17 protein-coding genes are annotated in these 19,471 nt (G+C 51.7%); 7 read left to right on the forward strand and 10 right to left on the reverse strand.

The annotated features are described in order from the left end of the window. Positions 1-449: hypothetical protein (locus tag D6694_04985; protein RMH45170.1), on the reverse strand; the 449-nt coding region annotated here is incomplete at its 3' end. Between the two features lie 290 nt (positions 450-739). On the opposite strand from D6694_04985, the gene serB reads away from it, so the two are divergent. Continuing rightward, complete coding sequence (gene serB, locus D6694_04990) at positions 740-1,606, forward strand: phosphoserine phosphatase SerB (GenBank protein ID RMH45171.1); 867 nt, start codon at positions 740-742, stop codon at positions 1,604-1,606. Here serB and D6694_04995 read toward each other — a convergent pair. Continuing rightward, positions 1,603-3,774, reverse strand: a complete 2,172-nt coding sequence (locus D6694_04995) for an EAL domain-containing protein (GenBank protein RMH45172.1) — start codon at positions 3,772-3,774, stop codon at positions 1,603-1,605. The genes serB and D6694_04995 overlap by 4 nt on opposite strands. A gap of 183 nt (positions 3,775-3,957) precedes the next feature. On the opposite strand from D6694_04995, the gene D6694_05000 reads away from it, so the two are divergent. Both D6694_05000 and elbB read left to right on the forward strand, forming a co-directional pair. Continuing rightward, entirely contained in the window at positions 3,958-5,799 is a 1,842-nt protein-coding gene (locus D6694_05000; protein RMH45173.1) for a GGDEF domain-containing protein, read from the forward strand. Then, positions 5,796-6,449, forward strand: coding sequence for an isoprenoid biosynthesis protein ElbB (gene elbB, locus D6694_05005; protein RMH45174.1), 654 nt, complete (start codon positions 5,796-5,798; stop codon positions 6,447-6,449). The genes D6694_05000 and elbB overlap by 4 nt, the downstream gene beginning before the upstream one ends. On the opposite strand, the gene D6694_05010 is transcribed toward elbB, so the two are convergent. The 5 genes from D6694_05010 to D6694_05030 all read right to left on the reverse strand — a co-directional run bounded on the left by D6694_05010 (position 6,435) and on the right by D6694_05030 (position 11,257). Beyond that, positions 6,435-7,643: a hypothetical protein gene (locus tag D6694_05010; protein RMH45175.1), complete on the reverse strand. Its 1,209-nt coding sequence runs from the start codon at positions 7,641-7,643 to the stop codon at positions 6,435-6,437. The genes elbB and D6694_05010 overlap by 15 nt on opposite strands. Then, positions 7,640-9,298 (reverse strand): GGDEF domain-containing protein, encoded by a 1,659-nt coding sequence (locus tag D6694_05015; protein RMH45176.1) that lies wholly within the window; start codon positions 9,296-9,298, stop codon positions 7,640-7,642. Before D6694_05015 ends, D6694_05010 begins: the two co-directional genes overlap by 4 nt. After that, a complete protein-coding gene (locus D6694_05020) occupies positions 9,174-9,971 on the reverse strand; it encodes an EEP domain-containing protein (GenBank protein RMH45185.1) in 798 nt (265 codons plus the stop codon). Before D6694_05020 ends, D6694_05015 begins: the two co-directional genes overlap by 125 nt. A gap of 14 nt (positions 9,972-9,985) precedes the next feature. Beyond that, a complete protein-coding gene (locus D6694_05025) occupies positions 9,986-10,540 on the reverse strand; it encodes a hypothetical protein (protein RMH45177.1) in 555 nt (184 codons plus the stop codon). A 117-nt stretch (positions 10,541-10,657) separates the two neighbouring features. After that, positions 10,658-11,257: a cytochrome c4 gene (locus D6694_05030; protein RMH45178.1), complete on the reverse strand. Its 600-nt coding sequence runs from the start codon at positions 11,255-11,257 to the stop codon at positions 10,658-10,660. Positions 11,258-11,421: 164 nt separating this feature from the next. On the opposite strand from D6694_05030, the gene D6694_05035 reads away from it, so the two are divergent. Next, positions 11,422-12,030 carry a YihA family ribosome biogenesis GTP-binding protein gene (locus D6694_05035; protein RMH45179.1) on the forward strand — a complete coding sequence of 203 codons (609 nt, stop codon included), beginning with the start codon at positions 11,422-11,424 and terminating at the stop codon, positions 12,028-12,030. A gap of 153 nt (positions 12,031-12,183) precedes the next feature. Here D6694_05035 and D6694_05040 read toward each other — a convergent pair whose 3' ends face one another. Both D6694_05040 and polA read right to left on the reverse strand, forming a co-directional pair. Then, positions 12,184-12,972: a CPBP family intramembrane metalloprotease gene (locus tag D6694_05040; GenBank protein ID RMH45180.1), complete on the reverse strand. Its 789-nt coding sequence runs from the start codon at positions 12,970-12,972 to the stop codon at positions 12,184-12,186. Beyond that, positions 12,935-15,649: a DNA polymerase I gene (gene polA / locus D6694_05045; GenBank protein ID RMH45181.1), complete on the reverse strand. Its 2,715-nt coding sequence runs from the start codon at positions 15,647-15,649 to the stop codon at positions 12,935-12,937. The genes D6694_05040 and polA overlap by 38 nt, the downstream gene beginning before the upstream one ends. Positions 15,650-15,841: 192 nt before the next feature. On the opposite strand from polA, the gene D6694_05050 reads away from it, so the two are divergent. The 3 genes from D6694_05050 to D6694_05060 all read left to right on the forward strand — a co-directional run bounded on the left by D6694_05050 (position 15,842) and on the right by D6694_05060 (position 18,258). After that, positions 15,842-16,171: a DUF2782 domain-containing protein gene (locus tag D6694_05050; protein RMH45182.1), complete on the forward strand. Its 330-nt coding sequence runs from the start codon at positions 15,842-15,844 to the stop codon at positions 16,169-16,171. Between the two features lie 153 nt (positions 16,172-16,324). Then, positions 16,325-16,882, forward strand: coding sequence for a TRAP transporter small permease subunit (locus D6694_05055; GenBank protein ID RMH45183.1), 558 nt, complete (start codon positions 16,325-16,327; stop codon positions 16,880-16,882). Next, entirely contained in the window at positions 16,879-18,258 is a 1,380-nt protein-coding gene (locus D6694_05060; protein RMH45186.1) for a TRAP transporter large permease subunit, read from the forward strand. The genes D6694_05055 and D6694_05060 overlap by 4 nt, the downstream gene beginning before the upstream one ends. Before the next feature lies 1 nt (position 18,259). On the opposite strand, the gene D6694_05065 is transcribed toward D6694_05060, so the two are convergent. After that, on the reverse strand, positions 18,260-19,357 hold the full coding sequence (locus D6694_05065) for a TRAP transporter substrate-binding protein (GenBank protein RMH45184.1): 1,098 nt from the start codon (positions 19,355-19,357) through the stop codon (positions 18,260-18,262). Positions 19,358-19,471 lie beyond the last annotated feature (114 nt).

Genomic DNA, 19,471 nt, shown 5'->3' on the forward strand with positions numbered 1-19,471 from the left:
AATCCATCCGCTTCTTCCGTACGCTCGTAACCAAGAAAAGGTTCAAACTCCCAATACTCGTCTGCGTCAATGCGGTAACCAGCCCGCCAGGCGTAGCCTTCCCCCAAATTTGAGACGCCCATGACATCAGTTTTTTCACGGACATAAATCACGGCGAAATTGAAATCCGTCGCTTCGGTGACAGAGGTCCGGTACCCTAGGCCAACCTCGGCGCGTGCGATATCCGTTGTGATACCGCCGATTTCATCGTCTAAGTCTTTGTAATCGACAAAAAAGTAGCCATTCTCACCAATGCCCGTAGACACCACTAGATTTGTCCCTGTCGGGTCAAATTTGGTGTTGGTAAACACGTTGTGGTAACCAAGCTCCACGTAATCATAATCAACCGCCATGGCTGCAGAAGCCGAAAAGGCCAACAGCGCCACCCCAAAACGTGTGATGTTTTTCATCTCAAAGTCTCCTTTCTTCAGCGTGTTATTCTGTGTATGGTTGTCTGTTTCACCCAACCTTCAACAACCGAATTTTTTCGGACTCATATTGAACACATCTAAGAAAAATTTCAATCTTTTCTAAAGGAACGATGTTCAGCTAATAAAGAAGTGTATTTACCAAGAAGTTATCGCTGACTGTGTGCTACGTTTTGAGATTGTCTTCAAGTCAGCGGCACAAAAATCGCTTCAAAGCCTACTCTGCTCGCCTTATCATGGCCAGATAACAATGTATTGGTTCTCTTAATGTTATGACCCATCGAAAGCCGTTGGCACATATCGCCATTTGCCACCCATATCCGTGCATACCCGATCGCACGTGGCCTGAACCTGAAAGCTGGGCACATGTTCGTGCCGATCGCCTATGGATCAGTCGCGATAAAGGACTCGCGATAACCCAACAAAAAATCAATCATGTCGAAATTGCACCCATCTATCGTTGGCCGAACGAGATGCCGAGGTTGGTGACATTTGACATGGACTCAACCCTTATTCAACAGGAAGTCATTGATGAAGTGGCCCGCATGGCTGGCTGTTACGACGAGGTGGCTGCGATTACCGAACGGGCCATGCGTGGCGAAGTCAATTTCAAAGAAAGCCTTGAAGCACGTGTTTCGTGTCTGCGCGGCCTCGACGCAAAATTTTTGGATACGATGGTCGACCGTATCAAACTTTCGCCTGGCGCCGAGTCGCTTGTTCGTGTGCTCAATCAATGTGGTGTCAAAACCGCCATTATTTCCGGTGGCTTCGATTTTGTTGCGCAACCCATGGCGCGCCGATTGCAAATGGATGCCGTCGTCTGTCATCGTTTGGAGATTCAAGGAGGCAAACTGACCGGTCGAGTGCAAGGTGCGATTGTGGATGCAGAAGGAAAAGCCGCCGCGCTCAAACAACTTGCCGAACGATGGCAAATTCCATTGACTCAGACGATGTCCATTGGTGATGGCGCCAATGACCTCCAGATTATGAAAACATCCGCGATGGGCATCGCCTGGCACGCCAAACCTACGGTCGCGCGCCAAGCCGATCTGGCCATCCATCACTTAGATCTAGACGCCATTTGTTGGCTATACGAAACATGGGCAGAGAAATGGCTTAAGATGTTTGGTGCCCACTAAAAGCTCGCTTCACCGAAGTCAAAGTACAAATGTGGCAATGGCGACGACACATAATAACCCTGCACGTAGTCCACCCCAAGCGGCCAAATTTGCGCCAGCATCTGAGCGTTCTCAATCATTGGCACAATGATTTTTCTTTCATGCTGCTTGGCGAGCTGAACAAGTTTTTCAAGACGGGCCATGCCTTCGTCTTGCTGTAAGTCTTCCACAACAATATCGTGCTCCAATTGCACATATGGCATATGTTCTACCGGTACATGTTGCAAGATGGTTTCCGACGACAAACTGCCGCCAAAATGACTCAACGCCAAACGCATCTGTTGTTTCCCTAACGCCTCGCCCAAGTGTATCACGCGCTTAAGCCGGGTGGCCGCATCCGTTTCATTCACCATAAACAGCACCGCATTGGCCGGTAGTTTGCTTTGCTTCCATGTCTTGAGAATGAAATCAACGGTTTTGTCATGTTCAAGCATGGCGGCCGAGAGTTGAACAAAAAATTGTGTTTGTGAACGGTGCGACTCGCGGTGCTCTTTCAGCGCTTTAAATGCTTGCGTAATGACCCAATACTCAAGACGTAAGGCCAGTTCCGATCCTTCGACGATAGGGAACAGTTTTTTCAATAGCACCGGTTCGCCAGAATCGTCGAGCACGCGAACCTGCACTTGGAAAAACTCCTTGTTTTCGCCATGCATTTTCACAATTGGTTGGAACATCAAACGAATACGTTCCGCCTCCATGGCGTCTTGAATCTGACGCAAAAGTTTCTTCTGTTGTTGGTCAATGTTTGTGCTATCGACTGCCGCAGAAAACACCCGAACACGGTTGCCACCGCCAGACTGCGCCCGAACACAAACCGAGTGTGCATTGTTAATGGCTTCCGCGGCGTCCGGTAGTCTTTCGCTCACTGGTGCGATACCTATGGAGAGCGTCCCACTTAAAGTTTTCTTATTGGCTTCAATCAACAGCGAAGAAAACTGTGATAACCAATGCTCCATTTCCTTGGCCAACTCATCCGGCACACAATGCTTCCTAAGTAAGGCAAAGGATTCATCGCCCACCCGCGCCACAACATCGTCTTCTCGAGCATGCTCCTCCAGCCAGCCCGCCACCTGCTTACGAATTTCATCGGCACCAGAGAGTCCGACGGTATCCTCCCACTCATGAAACTGGTCAATTTCTATAAAGGCCAATGCCGATATTTTGTGCGTATCTTGGGCCGCGTGTATAAGCTCAGTCAGTTGACCAATTATATAATCCCGGCTTGCCAACCCGGTCAACTGGTCCCGAGAGGCCAGCTCAGTGAGTTTTTCGGCGAGCGCATGCTCATCGGTTTTCGGACGAATCAGCAATTGAAGGCACGGCTCACCGTCATAGCTGGCCGGCGACATAGAAAGTACCGCGGAAAATCGTTCGCCACTGGCCGTCACCCCTTCAAATTCAAATGGTGTTTCATCAGGCTTTCGCGACTGCTGCCGCATAAACTCTTTAAAATCCAGCTGATAGGCAGGGGCGATCATGTCCAGCACAGGAATGCACTCAAGCTCTTCCCAGTCATCGTAACCAAACAACTCCATGTAAGATTGGTTGGCATAAATGTGCATACCGTCATGAACATAAGCAATCGCATCCCGACTGTTGGCGAGCAAAAGTTCGCAACGCTTTTCCGCTTCCGCCAACTGTCCTTCTGCCCGTTTGCGACGACGTCTATCCGCGAGATGCTGCAACTCGGCCATCACCGTCATACGTAACAGATCTGGATGATCTTCAGGCACGACCGCCTGAATTCCCGAGGCAAGCGCCTCCGTGATTTTTTCAGGGGTAAATGCTTCGGTAATCAGTACGATTGGAATGTCTCGACCACTCTCCTGAATCAGCTCAGCGACCCGCGACACCGATAATTGGGGACAGTTGTTACGCGCTAAAAAGACGTCCCAATTTTTTCGTTCCAGCGCGTCATGCAGTTCATCTTCGTTAACCACTTGTGCAGCCCGAACAGCCACACCGGTATTGCGCAATACATTTAACGTTTGCTCAGCATCATTCGAAGAAGCATCCAAAACCAAGGCGTGTATGGTGGAGATTTCCATGCTTATGACTTCCTGCCCCGCATCTTCGTTTGTCTGTGTTCTTGCGCAAGTGTAGAAAGTCGTCGCCGTCGGCGCAAGCATTATGTGTCAATGCCATCAAGTCTGAGCCGAAATGCTGTTGCGTGAAATAAGGGCACGCCCCGACAACCGTTCAAATTCAAGTGCGCTTATATTGGCTTATCCGGCCATTTTAGCAGCTTTTGTTTTGCGTTCAGCGACGGCTCGGATTAAGCTTTGACAAATACGTGTTTGAGGTTAGGGTCAATGAGACGCGTTACGGCAATCAGCCTGTCGGTCTGGCTCATGCTTGCTGCCCCTTGGGCATTAGGCATCGAGCAAGTGGTCATTCAGGCACTCGAGCCGGGCGCCCCCCTTGGCGACCATCTTCAATATCGGTGGGATAATGTCGAAACCCCCTCCGCGCTGCCGGGACAGGATGACACTTGGGCGCTGAACAATCGTGCTTTACTATTTTTTGGCTATCATCCAAACGATACGCTCTGGCTCCGAATGCAATTGGTCAATCGAGGCGACCGTGAGGTCCACCGTTGGCTGCTCATTGATTACCCACCCATTGATGAAATAACACTTTATGTTCAGGGGCAACGGACAAACAATGTCATGCGTGCCGGTGATCGTTTCCCAGCTTCGGAGAAAACGCTACTCATCAACACACATGCCTTCCCCATTCAACTCGCGCCGACAGAAAGGGCGACCATCTATCTTAAAATTCGGTCGCGAAATTCGTTTTTATTGCCAATCGAATTACATACCGATGCCAGCCTTGCCGCGAAATCGTCGTCTACCAATTGGCGCGATGCCATGTTCTATGGCGCGCTGTTAGCCATGTGTCTTTTCAATTTGTTTGCTTCACTGCTTCTCGGCGAGCGCGCCTATCTTTTCCTCACGGGCTACATTCTCTCATTCCTTTTGTATATGGCAACTGTTGATGGTTATGGACAACTCTACCTGTGGCCTCTTTGGCCTGAGATACAACAAAGAACATTGGTTGCCATGCCCAATTTCAGTAGTTTCTTTGCGCTCCTGTTTATCCACCACCTCATTCAAGACAGGCGCCCCCTTCCTTGGTTTCTGGGATCGGTTTGGCTCGCCGCGATGCTTGCCATCATCAGCCTAATCTTGCCGACGTACAACATCCTGCTCTGGCTATATCCTTTTGCGGCTTGGTTCATGGGCTCGATACTCTGGGGTCAAATATATATCTGGCGCGCTGGCACCGCAACCAACCAGATGATCGCGGGTGGCTGGTTATTGGTGAGCTTTGGCTGGTTGCTTGATTTGCTAGAAAAGCTCGGCGTCGGTTTCATGATAGGCTCAGGCGATTTGGGGTTGCTTGTGGTCGGAAGCGTTGGCACATTGGCGCTCACGATCGCCTTGGTTGAGCGACTCAAGGAAGCCAATCAAATGCGCGAAGCGGCGCGGCAACAGGCGGCAATGATACAGCAACAAGCCATGGCCGAGCTTGAGGAGAAAGTCAAGCATCGGACTGCTGAGCTCGAAATTGCCAACAAGCGTCTGCGACACCTCAATGAACAGTTGCAACAACAAAGTTCGATTGACTCGCTGACAGGGCTGCACAATCGTGGTGCATTTGATGAGGCACTGAACAACCACTGGAAACACGCGAGCCGAGCGCGTTCACCTTTGAGCCTGATATTCTTTGATATTGATCACTTCAAGCGGATTAATGACCGTTATGGCCATGATGTCGGCGATGAATGCTTAAAACTTGTGGCACACACCATTGCACAACAAGTCGTGCGCGAAACAGATTTTGTGGCGCGCTATGGGGGAGAAGAATTTGTCGCACTACTGCCACACACCTCCGCCCGAGATGCCGAAATTGTGGCCGAGCGCATCAGGAAATCCGTGGCCCGCCTGACACCAGTATTTTCTGGCGCTCAATTAAGTCTAACCATTTCTGCCGGGGTGGCCACCAGCATTTGGCACGACACAGACGAATCGGCCAAAAGACTATTAAAATTAGCTGACCTGGCGCTTTATAAAGCGAAGCGTCAGGGCCGAAATCGTGTGGTTGTCGCTGATGAAGGGTTAAGAGAGCAACTTAAGGAGCTTTTCTCATGAAAAAAGTCGCTGTGGTGTTATCTGGCTGTGGGGTGTTTGATGGTGCCGAGATTCACGAATCAGTGCTCACGTTATTGCACTTGAAAAAGGCTGGCGCGGACGTCACATTCGTGGCCCCCAATATCCCACAAATGCACGTCGTCAATCATCTCACTGGCGAAGTGGTCGACGGAGACACGCGCAACGTCCTGGTTGAGTCTGCGCGCATTGCTCGAGGCGATATCATGGATATTGCAGACGCCAACGCCGATGAATTCGACGCGTGTATTTTTCCAGGAGGATTCGGGGCAGCCAAGAATCTGTGTGACTTTGCCGTAAAGGGAGCTGAATGTGAAATTCAGCCCGATGTGCTGGCGTTTGCGCGTCAATTCGCGGCACAAAACAAGCCGCTTGGTTTTATCTGTATCGCGCCGGCGATGATTCCAAAAATATTTGGTGAACGCGTGAAGCTGACCATCGGCTCAGATGAAGACACCGCCAGTGCCATTGAACACATGGGCGGTCTTCATGTCACTTGCCCGGTCGATGGCTTTGTCGTGGATGAACAGCACAAAGTTGTCAGCACACCCGCCTACATGCTGGCAGGTGACATTCTAGAAGCCGAAGCTGGTATTGCTAAACTTGTCGAGGCAGTATTAAGACTGGCCTAGCGGCGCTGCGGCGATGGCTGATAACAGCCATCGCCGCAACAACGCTTCATCTTCAAACACCTTTTGGCCACGCTCTGGATGGCCATACACGGTCGCCCGGGCGTTCGGGACATTTTTCGAAACTCGAAAGTCGATCCAGCATCCCGGTTGATACTCAAACGACAAGGCCAATCGCCATCGGCTAATGGACAACGGATTGCCATCGATTTGCACCCAATAAAACGGTCTTTCTGATTCACTGTCCAAGATCTTTGGACAGGGCACGCCAAGCATCGACGCTAACGCGCGCAGTCGAGGCGCTATCTGTGCACAACGCGCGGTGAATTCTGGTAGGTTATCTGTCAGTGACGCCGCCACCTTAGGCAACAATGTCCGCACCATCTCAGGTATATCGGCTGCCAAAGGCACCAACGCATCACCCCATTCACAGCCAAGCCACGGTGATACACAAGCCTTATCGAGCGCATATGCCTCCTGTAATTGCCTGAGCATTCTTGCCGCCCGTTGAACGCTGTGCTCATCACGAAGCCACCGCGCCGCTTCAACAACAGCACCGTATGCGACGCATAATTCGGCGAGTTCAGCTGGCTCGGACAAGCTGAATGAAATCGGGGTCCCGGTTTGCCATAGTGTCTGGCGAACCAGTTCTCGCATCGCTGGCAGCTGTTTAGCTGGGAGCCCAGATCGCCTTTCACTTTCCGCAATTGAACGAGCGATGAGATGATACGTGCGGCCATCATTGTCAGGCTGCAAAACAAACAATTGTGGCAGCAAGGTGCGCACCGGCTCCGTTAACTGATCGACATCTGATGGCGAGATGGCGACTATGGTGCGCCGCCGTCGTACCCATCGGCCAGATTCCGATTCGAAGGCTGAGAGGCCCTCTGCCAGCATGCGCGCAATTCCGGCCAGGGCATGACTCGCCAAACGGCTCGCCGCACGCGCATACACCTTAAGCGCCAACGAATGGCCGCACAAATCTAAGCCCCCCGTCAGCCGTGCCTTGCCAACAAACACAGCGTTCAAATAGTCAAAGTGTGAACTTTCTGTCAGTCGCAATAGGCGCGCTTCCATTTCCTGGGCCTGCCGCCTATCAAAATTTTGATCAAGCAGTGTCAGCCATTGGCTCCATACATTTGGAGACAGCGGATCACTTTCTTCCATCGCAAATGGTGCTTGAGACAATAGCGTCATGAATTAGGCCGACTTTCTTCGTCGTTTGATTGCCGCTCTTCTGCTGGCAACTGCGCACAAACGATATCTCGACCTTTTCCCTTGGCGCGATACAATGCCTTATCAGCGCGCGCCAAAACGTCATCCGGTGTATCATTTTCCTCAAACTCGGCAACCCCAAAAGAAGCGGTCACCCGGAAATCTCCCGAAGAGGTTTTAATTTCCGTTTCGCGAATCAGTTGACGCAACTTGTTGGCCGCTTTCGTCGCCGCCACTAAAGTGGTTTGCGGCATCAAGACGACAAATTCCTCGCCACCATAACGTGCCAAAATGTCCGTTTCACGCAACTGTTGTCGAATCACTTGGGCGACCGTCTTGAGTGTTTCGTCACCTGCTTGATGTCCGAACACATCGTTGATTTTTTTGAAGTGGTCGAGGTCTATCAGCAGCAAAGACAGTGGTTCTCGATAGCGTCGCCAGCGACCGTATTCTTTTTGCAGCATCTGATCGAAGTGATAGCGGTTGCCAACCCCGGTCAAGGGATCCATTTCTGCCAGTCGCTGTTTTTCTTTGAGCACTTCACGCAACGTCTTTAACTGCGCCTGACTCTCTTCCAACGCTGTCCGAAGTTTATCGTTTTTCTGTTTTTGTTCGGTAAACAAACGTTCTGTTTCACTTCGGTACTGGTTGAGACTATGGATGATGTCATCGAATTTTTGTTCAAAAATATTTTGTAATTCGACCATGGAACTGGTGGCTTTGAGATCTGTTTGTAAGGCATGGACGTGCGCACGCATCTGTGCATCTAAACGACTGGCGGCAACTTGATGTTGTCCCGCGATGCCAACATTCGCGTCAACCAGCTCGGCCATTTGTTGTAGTCGCAGTCCCAGTACCGTGAGGAAACGCTGAAACCGAACATGATCCATGCTCGTCAGTTCCAGCACAAATTCGCCAAAGGCCTGCAATATCTCCGGTGCGTCCTCTGGAGCCGAGAGCTGTTGGATCCGCTCGATAAGTTCCTGCTCCATCTCTTTCAACAGCTCAGGCACCGAAAACTGCTCCATCAAATCGAGCAATGTCGCGCGAATCTTCTTACATTGGCCCGATTGATCGATATCATTCGCTGCTCGCCCTTCCGTGCTGGCACGCGGTGAAAACCATCGCTGCCAAAAGGATGGCCTCTGTTCTGTGGGGCCAATCACCTCATAAAGCTTGGTTAACAGCGTCACCCAACCGCGTTGTCCATAGCGGGAAAAGACGCGTTTGATGGCTTTTTGTTGCTCTGGGCACTCCCCAAGTAAATGTGCCTCGAAAGACTGCAGTAGGGCATTTTCATCAATTTCAATGGGCTCGACCCGATCTTCTAAATTTCTTAACACGTCGGCAATTTTCTCGACTTGCGCAACGACATCATCAATGGCTGCTTCGTCTTTGAGCAGCTTTCGCAAAGTGGCGAGTTCTCGCTCGACTGTACGATCTGCTCCACTGCCAACAAAGCTGACTTTCAACAAACAGCGGCGCAGCACCGCACATTCCGACAGCGCTTGTTCAAGGGTTTCCGGCCGACGTGTGTTCGTCATGAGGGACTCCTTCTTGGTTTCGTCGGTCCACCGTGTGCTTCGACGGCAAGCCAACATGGACGGCCACCGGCAAATGGTCGGACAATTGTACATCGATAAATTCTGTACGCCGTATAGGCAAAGCGCCAGACACCAAAATATGATCAATATGAAACTGAGGCGCCCAGCTTGGATACGTCCCCAAAAAGTGGCTGTCATGCGCCACCGAAAGGTTCAGTTCTTTCGCCCACAGCACTAGTTCTTCCCGAGGGGTGTTCAAATCGCCCATCAAACAGACGAGCGGATGCTCAATAACTCGTCGCGCCAGAAACTCAAGTTGATGCCACCGGGCACGTCTGCCTAGTGAAAGGTGCGCGACGATCACTGTCAATGGCTCTGCCAAATTAGAGATCTGAATTGTCGCTTCGATTGCCCCCCGCCCGGGAATACGGCCAGGCAACTTGTGACTCGTGACATTCAGTATCGGATATCGCGATAACAGACCTATGCTTTGCCGGGCCAAGTGCCCAAGATCCCGGTTGATGCGCTGATGGCTGTATGCAAATTGCCCCACCTCAGCCATATATTGTAATTGATTGATAAAGCCACTCCGTAAACTTCCCGCATCGACCTCTTGCAAAGCGACAATGTCAAAACCTTTAATCAATTCCGTGATAGCAGCCAAATTTTGCTGCCGACGGGCCGATGGCAGGACATGTCGCCAACTTCGCGTCAAATAATGCCGGTAGCGTTGTGCATCAATACCGGTCTGAATATTAAAGCTCAAGAGGGAAAATTCATTCATGGCGCAGGCTTCGCTTCACGAGCTAGCTGTGCGGCCACAACCGCTTCGACAAAAGCTTCCACCGACGGATAGTCAGCGCCATCAATCAGACGCTCACCCACCCGAACCGAAGGGACATGGCGAACGTCTGCGGCTTTTTCCATTAGCTCGCTGGTGGCCTGATTGATCCGCGCTGCTTGCCACATTGACCTCAGTTGACGACCATCGATCCCTTGCTTGACGAGAAAATCCTGAAAGGCGCTATCGTCAGGCAAGGTGACGCGCCCTCGACTTGCTACCGCCATCCATTGCCACTGTGTGGACCAAGGTACCTGAAGTTGCTCGAACACCACAAATAGCTTGGTGTCAAGGCGCCACGACCGGTAGATGGTCGCTGGTTGACGCTGCCAGTCATCACCAATTCCGTGTACTTGCAAATATTTTTCTAGCTGATAACAGGCTTCACATCCATACCAGAAATACAGAATAGGCTTCTGACTTGTCGCCCCGAATGAGGCCAAGGCGCAAAGACTAAACAGAAAGACAATCCACCGGTTTTGTATGCGAGACATGATTGTCAGACAGTCCGTCGACTCTATACGTTCAGATAACCTATTCTAGCAAAGTATGAAGAAGCCGAATAAAAAAACGCCGACCCTGTGGTCGGCGTTCTCACTGGTTTTGTCTAATTAATGCAGTCCAACAAGATAGTGTGCTACCGCTTCCATTTGTTTGTCACTCATCAAGTGTGTTGCGCCACGCATCATCCCATTGGGATCATTGGTGCGCGCACCATCCCGGAATGCCTTAAGTTGCGCAATTGTGTACTCCGGATGTTGTCCGGCAATCGCTGGATAACCTGCACTTGCCAAACCTTCCCCACGTGGGCCATGGCAAGCGATACACGCTGGCACTTTCCGCTCAGCATCGCCGCCACGATAGATCGCTTCACCAGCCTTAAGGAACTTTTCCTCCACCGGCGCTTTTTTCATCGTCTGGCTCGCGAAGTAAGCGGCGATGTCGGCAAAGTCATCTTCACTGACTGGCGCGATCATGCCTTGCATGATCGGATTCGTTCGGACGCCAAGCTTGAAATCTTTCATTTGCTTGACAAGATATTTTTCATTTTGTCCGGCCAAGGATGGGTACTGCCCAGACGGACTGTTGCCGTCTGCGCCATGACAGGCAAAGCAAGAAGCGGCTTTTTGTTTACCGGCATTCGCATCACCCGCCGCCTGTAAGGCTGGGACCATCAGAAAGCACACCAACGTCAATGCAATTTTATTCATATGCCTGTTCCTGTTAACAAGTATGGTTGCCAGGATAACTGACCAAACACCAGCCAGTCTAACAATAGGTTGCGAATTATAGCGAGACGCGAGAAACTTCTCCACTCCCAATGCCACAAAGGTCTCTATAATGGGCGACCGTCATCAAACAGCCGTCAATTGATATGAATTACCAACAAGCGCGATTTCTACAAAGTGCCGCCAAGTTAAATCAACTGCCGCCGGACACCGGCATTGAGATTGCGTTTGCCGGGCGTTCCAATGCCGGTAAGTCAACGGCCCTGAACCGATTAACCGGTCAGAAACATCTGGCTCGTACGAGTAAAACGCCGGGCCGAACGCAACTGATCAATCTGTTTGAACTCACTCCCGGCGCTCGTCTCGTGGACCTGCCCGGCTACGGCTATGCGCAAGTGCCTCTCGAAATTAAGCAACGCTGGCAACACACACTTAGTATGTACTTACAAACTCGGAAGAGCCTGAAGGGCTTGGTCATTTTGTCGGACATCCGGCATCCGTTGAAAGCACTCGATCAACAAATGTTAGTGTGGGCGGCCGATGCTCAGTTGCCCGTTTACCTGGCGCTGTCTAAGGCAGACAAACTCAAGTCGGGGGCGCGGTCACGCGCACTTCAGCAAGCGAGGCAACAAGTATCAGCGTTGTGTCGTGACGCCGAAATTGTGGTCGCTCCTTTCTCAGGGCTCAATGGGCTCGGCCTGGATACATTGAAACAGTGGTTGGATGATTTTTTTGATCCCCCTATGGCCGAATAAAAAAAGCCCGGCCGAATGGCCGGGACCAAGGTGTATGCCATTGCAGGGGGATGTCATCGGCATACAAGTACGGAAGGGGGTCGAAATTCCGTACCTGCCATCTTTGACACAGGATGCGTCAAAATGTTGCATGCGCCCTCGGCTAAAATGTAACTAAATATGTCTTTCTGGTTCTTTGCTGTGAAAGGCAATGGTCCACCAGATAGAAATGGCAATGGTCAAGATACGCCCGAGGTTTCCCCAAAGCCCACCTAACGCATTGTCCCCTAGGTCAAAAAATGCCCAAGCACCATTCATGAGCATATGGAGAAAAATCGGCAACCACAAGACGCGCCACCGTGCATAGAGCCAGCAAAACCAAAGTCCTCCGGCCATCGTCATGGCAACGATTAGTGACATGTTCAGCCAATGCTCACCTTGGTAGAGATGCCCCAGCGCAAAAAGCAGGCTGCTGAACAAGGCAGCACGCCAAAAAGACACGCCAAAGACAAAATATAACGCGCCAAAAGCAAACCCTCTAAAAAACAGCTCTTCCATCAGTGGCCCAAAGACAATGTTCCGCCACATCACCATCAAGTCCGGTGGCGACCAACGCCCCATCAGCCCGATCACCCACATTGGCAAGGCAAATATCAGCGCGGTTTGAAAGGCGCGTCCCGCATTCAACAATGAAGGTCGCAACCAATGATGCCAACAACTGTTGACTGAATGCACGACCCAGAGGCTGACTGTCATGGCCATCCCCCACCAGAGATACATACGCCACATGCCAGGCAACTCACCTATCAACCACCAGTGTGAAGAAAATCGTGGCATCACATAACCCAAGACAACGACAGCGCAAAACAAGCCGATTACCAGTCGCTCCCGCCATCGGCCATCTGTCCGATGACACGCTTTTTCATCAATGTGCTTCATCCCAGTTCCTCCCGATACCCACATCCACCACCAGAGGCACGCACAACGCCGCTGCCCCGCTCATGCGGGTGCGCACTTCATTTGCGACCTCTTTGGCCAAACGCTCGGGCACTTCGAACACCAGCTCATCGTGCACCTGCATCAACATTTTGACTGGCAATTGTGCGGCCTTTAGCCAACCATGAATGTCGATCATTGCCCGCTTGATAATATCAGCCGCCGTGCCTTGCATGGGCGCATTGATGGCTGCACGTTCTGCCGCCTGTCGTAATCGACCATTTTTCGAATGAATGTCCGGCAAAGGTAAACGACGTCCGAACAAGGTCTCGACGTAGCCTTTTTCGGCGGCCGTTTGGCGAATTCGGTTCATATAGGCTTCCACTCCTGGATAGCGAGCAAAATAAGTGTGGATATAATGCTGAGCTTCATCGCGTTCAATGCCAAGCTGCTTCGCAAGACCAAACGCTGACATGCCATAGATGAGGCCAAAATTAATGGCCTTGGCCCGACGGCGCTGCTCTGGTGTGACACTCATCAGCGGCACACCAAAAACTTCGGATGCAGTGGCGGCATGAATATCCAAGCCTTGTTCAAACGCCCGCTGCAGCCCCTCATCGCCAGATAGATGCGCCATGATGCGCAATTCGATTTGTGAATAATCCGCTGCGATCAAGCAGTGTCCTTCTGGCGCAATAAAAGCCTGTCGGATACGCCTACCTTCCTCCGTTCGCACTGGAATGTTTTGTAAGTTTGGATCGGATGACGACAATCGGCCAGTGCTGGTGACCGCTTGATGATACGAAGTATGCACTCGACCTGTTTCCGGCAAAATTTGGGTTGGCAGCTTGTCTAAGTAAGTGTTTTTCAGCTTGGCCAACGAACGATGCTCAAGTATGAGTTTGGGCAAAGGATAATCCAGCGCCAGTTCGGCAAGCACTTCTTCAGCCGTAGAGGGTTGTCCTTTTGGAGTTTTTTTCTTGACTGGCAGCCCAAGTTTTTCAAAAAGAATCGACTGCAATTGTTTCGGCGAGGCAAGGTTAAACTTTTCGCCAGCGAGGGCATAGGCCGCTTCCTCCAATGCTTTAAGTCGCTCGGCAATTTCCTGACTTTGTTGTTTGAGCATATTGGCATCAACGAGCACACCGTTTTGTTCCATATCTGCAAGCACGCGGATCAAGGGGCGCTCGATGCTTTCATACACATGCGCTAATGCTTCCGTTTCCGCCAGTTTTTGTTTGAACAACTCATGTAGCCGTAGCGTGACGTCTGCATCCTCCGCAGCATATTCAGTCGCGAGCTTCAAATCGACGTGGTCGAAGGTTGTCTGCTGCTTCCCCTTTCCGGCCACATCCTCAAATGACAAGCAGGCATGATTAAGATGGCGCAGACTCAGCGAGCCTAAATCGTGGCGACCAGTGGCAGGATCTAGGACATAGGACTCCAACATTGTGTCTTCTATGATCCCGTTAACGTTAATCCCCTCCCTTGCCAAAACCTCAAGGTCGTACTTCAGATTCTGGCCAATTTTAATCACGCTAGGATCTTCAAGGAGCGGCCGTAAATGCCCCCACACCACTTCGGTCGGCAGTTGCGTATCTGTCGTCACATGGCGCATTGGGATATAAGCAGCCTTTCCCGGCGCAGTGGCTATGGCAATTCCGACCAACTTGGCCACCATCGGGTTTTGACTCGTCGTTTCCGTGTCGAGCACCAGCCAGCCGTTCTTCGATGCGCTATCACACCACGTCTGCAATTCGGCTTCATCCTGAATGCACAAATACGCCGTCCTATCCACACGCGATGTGGTGGCTTTGGTCTCCGCGCCTTCCTCGTTTTGCAAGACTTCTTTGAGCCATCGCCGGAAACCAAAGCGACGATAATATTCGGCCAAGGTTTTGTTATCCGGTGGCTGCAACGCCAAGTCATCTAACGTTTCTGGTAATGGCAGATCACACACAATGGTGACCAGTTTCCGACTCAATGCCAACTGGTCTAAATGAGCCCGCAGGGATTCCCCTACCTTGCCCTTGATCTCATCTGCATGCGCTGTCAGGTTGTCCAGATCGCCATATTGCTGCAGCCACTTGGCCGCTGTTTTTTTGCCAACCTTCGGCACACCGGGAACATTGTCGGAAGTGTCGCCGAGCAAGGCCAGATAGTCGACAATTTGTTCCGGCCGAACCCCAAATTTTTCCGGCACAGTTTCCGGTGTCAAGCGCTCGCCAGTCATGGTATTTAGTAAATGTATGCGCTCACTCACTAACTGTGCCATGTCCTTATCGCCAGTCGAGACAAGCACATGATGACCTTCCTTGGCGAAACGGGTGGCCAAAGTGCCAATGACATCATCCGCCTCAACCCCAGGTTCGATGATAAGCGGGACCCCCATCGCACGAATGATGGCATGCAGTGGTTCAATCTGCATACGCAAATCGTCAGGCATCGGCGGCCGGTTGGCCTTGTATTCTTCGTATTGTTCGTGCCGAAATGTTTTTCCCTTGTCATCAAAAACCATCGCCAAATGAGTCGGTTGATATTCATTGATTAGGCTTTTGAGCATATTGACGACACCGTATATGGTGCCCGTCGGAAAGCCATCCTCAGCACTCAAATTCTGGCGCGACATCGCGTGGTAGGCACGAAACAAATAGCTACTGGCATCGACGAGAATAATCGGTTGTTTAACGTGGCTGGCTGACATCTGTGGTTGTGTCCAACAAGAAACTATCTCTTGATTGTACGCATCCTGCCTATATGCGTCATCTTTCTCTTACCAGACCCCAATACGCCCTCGACAGGCATTCGTGTAAAAAATTATTCATAGCCGTTTGCCTCCTTCAGGCAAACATTTTATGCTCATCAATCAAGCAGATGACGATGAGGACGCCAACATATGATGTCGCTCATGGCTTTTTTGACACTCAATGCCCTCATGGCCACCCAGGTTGCCGCCACTAACGACACACAAAAACCTGTCGAACCAAGACCAAAAGTTCAGCAAGGTGAAGTGCCAAAACCCGTTGTGACCATCCGCCAAACCAAAGAGGCCACCATCACTGAATACCGGATCAATGGCGTGCTACGTGCCATCAAATATGTTCCCAAGAATGGTGGTAAGCCCTATTACCTAATCGATCGCGAAGGCAACGGCGAGTTCGTACGCTTCGGCCCCGATATGGGACCACAAGTTCAGGTGCCGCAATGGATTGTGTTGACCTGGTAGCGCGTTCAGATAACAATGCAACACAGCGACGTCGCTTATCGCACGGGCGACGATTACCAGACATAGACAGTTTTCACTGAAAAGTCTATGCCAGCTTTTTCTTAGCCGCCCATAACCACAAAATGATAACAAGAAAAAAGCTTGGGAAAATCAATGATGGACGAACCGACTGTCGACAACTTTGCTGATGGCTCCGCACCCAGTTGGTTGGGGCGGCTCGCCCACCGTATTGCCATCGGCGCCACACTGACCATGCTATTGGCCACAGTCTTGGTGGTCATTTTGCGTTATGTTTTTGCAAAACCATCCATTCCGCTCCAAGATTTGGCGGTCTGGATGCATGCCACCGCATTCATGTTCGCTATTCCAGTGGCACTTGCGAAAAACCGTCATGTGCGTGTCGACATCTTTTATCAGCAATGGTCGAGCCAGCACCGCGCCTGGGTTGAGCTGGTCGGTGCCATTTTCCTCTTAACGCCCGTTGCGTTTTTCCTGCTATGGAGCGGATGGCCAAGCGTGACACTGAGCTGGCGATTGCTTGAAGGCTCACCAGAAACAGGCGGACTGCCAGGGTATTTTCTCGTCAAAACACTCATTCTGGTGATGCCTGCATTGCTGTTATGGGAGGGCGGCAGACGCCTCGTGCGCACAGTGGCCGCCTTAAGGGGTGCTACCGCAGTACGGTCAGATCATCGCAAAGGAGCCTGCTGATGGAATGGCTTGCCGTTATCATGTTTGGTTGTGCTGCGCTTGTTTTGTTGTCCGGCTATCCCGTCGCCTTTGCGCTTGGCGGAACAGCCGTTGTGTTTGCCGTATTTGGCGTCGCCATTGGCGCCATCCCGGAAACACTGCTCAATGCGATGCCAACACGGCTTTACGGCATTATGGGCAACGTCACGCTCATGGCCGTGCCATTGTTCATTTTTATGGGGGTGACCCTTGAGAAGGCCAAAATTGCCGAAGATCTGCTGACCCAAATGGCTAAGCTTTGGGGGCGACGCCCGGGCGGATTGGCACTCAGCGTCGCCATTGTCGGCATGCTCCTCGCTGCCAGTACCGGCATCGTCGGCGCCACCGTGGTCACCATGGGATTGTTGTCACTACCGGCCATGCTGCGTGCTGGTTATCACCCCAAAGACGCCACTGGCATCATTTGTGCGGCAGGGACCTTGGGACAAATCATTCCACCTTCCATTGTGCTTGTCCTATTGGGCGACGTATTATCAAGCGCCTACCAGCAAGCGCAGCGGGCCATGGGAAAATACCCGCCCGATTCGGTTTCAGTTGGCGATCTTTTTGCCGGGGCACTGATCCCGGGAATCACGCTCGTCGCCCTGTACTGTTTTTACCTTTTCTATATCGCTTGGCGCCAACCGAAACGCCTGCCAGCGGCACAAAAGGCGAATGATTCAGAGCATCGAAGCACGACACAGGTTTGGCTCTCGTTCATCGCGCCGCTTTTGCTCATCGTGCTTGTGCTAGGTGCGATTCTTGGGGGGGTCGCCACGCCCACGGAAGCCTCAGCCCTCGGTGCGGCAGGAGCCCTCATGCTCGCCACGCTCAAACGGCAGTTGACCTGGCAAAAGCTTATGAACATCACATCGGAGACTGCGTTGACAACGGGCATGGTCTTTATGATTCTCATCGGTGCCTCGATTTTCTCTTTAGTTTTCCGCGCATTCGGCGGCGATGACCTGATTCACCAGGCGCTATCTTCACTGCCCGGCGGCCACTGGACGGCACTGGTGGTCGTGCTGATCACCATGTTCTTGCTAGGCTTTATTCTGGATTTCATTGAGATTACCTTTGTTGTGGTGCCGCTCGTTGCTCCGGCATTACTGGTCGGCGGTTTTGATCCCGTGTGGCTGGGTGTTATCTTTGCCATTGTCCTACAGACATCTTTCTTGACCCCGCCATTTGGGTTCAGTCTGTTCTATTTGCGTGGTGTTGCACCGACGACAGTCAAAACGGCCGATATCTATCGGGGTGTTCTACCCTACATACTGATTCAACTGGCACTTATCGGCGTACTGGTGGCCTTCCCCCAATTGGCCACCAGTCTGCCCCAATGGTTGTATGGTCATTAAATTAACCGCGCGCTGCGAGGTAACTCTGTTCAGACAACGCGGTCCAACCGCGGACATTGTTCATAAATTCGCGATAGGATTGGTAAATGCGCTGCCCCATGGTATCGCCTTCAATGCTTTCGCGAACGACCTCTTCGGAAATAGACTTCAGACGGGCCAACACATCGTCGGGCAACTTTCGTAGCTGCACGCCGTGCGTTTTTTGTAGTGTCTGCAAGGCTTCGAAGTTCGCTTGCATAAAAGCGGCGAGCATATCTTGATTGGCAATCAGACACGCGTTAAGCACAACAGCCTGAAGATCTTCGGGTAACGCCTTCAACGCCTTCTCATTGATTAAGGCTTCCATGACCGAGCCCGGCTCATGCCAGCCCGGGTAATAGTAATATTTTGCCGCTTTATGAAGACCAAACGCCAAATCATTGTAGGGACCGACCCATTCAGCAGCATCAATCGCACCACGCTCAAGCGCTGTAAAAACCTCCGAGCCCGGCATCAAGACCGGCACACCGCCCGCTCGTTTAAGCACTTCGCCGCCCAAGCCTGGAATACGCATTTTCAGTCCCTTAATATCCTCCAGCGAGCGGATTTCTTTGTTAAACCAGCCGGCCATCTGCACTCCGGTATTGCCGACCGGTCGTGGCACCACGCCGAATGGCCGGTACAACGCTTCCCACAGTTCAAGCCCGTCACCTTTCAACAACCACGCATTCACCTCCTGCGCCGTCATGCCAAAGGGGACGGCAGAAAAAAACGGACTGGCGGGCAATTTGCCTTTCCAGTAGTAAGCCGCCCCATGGCCCATTTGTGCTGTTCCAGAAGCAACGGCTTCAAACACCTGCAAGGCGGGCACCAGCTCGCCCGCTCCCATCACCTTGACTTGCAACCGACCGCCACTGAGTGCGCCAATCAGTTGCGCCAAATATTCGGCCCCTTCGCCGAGCCCTTGGAAATTTTTCGGCCATGTGGTGACCATCGTCCAATGGATCACTTCGTCACGACAGCGGTCACTCGACGCCTTCTGCTCGTTCCGGCACCCACCTAAGAGCGCCGCACCAGCCCCTACCCCAAGCATCGACAACAAAGTTCTTCTTTTCATCATCAGCCTCCTTCCAATCTTATTTTTATCTCATCATTAGCGGTGGATTGGTTCCAAACGCGCATATTGTGCCACCAGCCACTTGCTCCCCGCTTGTTCAAAGTTGACCTGTATGCG

Source organism: Gammaproteobacteria bacterium (assembly GCA_003696665.1).
GTDB lineage: Bacteria > Pseudomonadota > Gammaproteobacteria > Enterobacterales.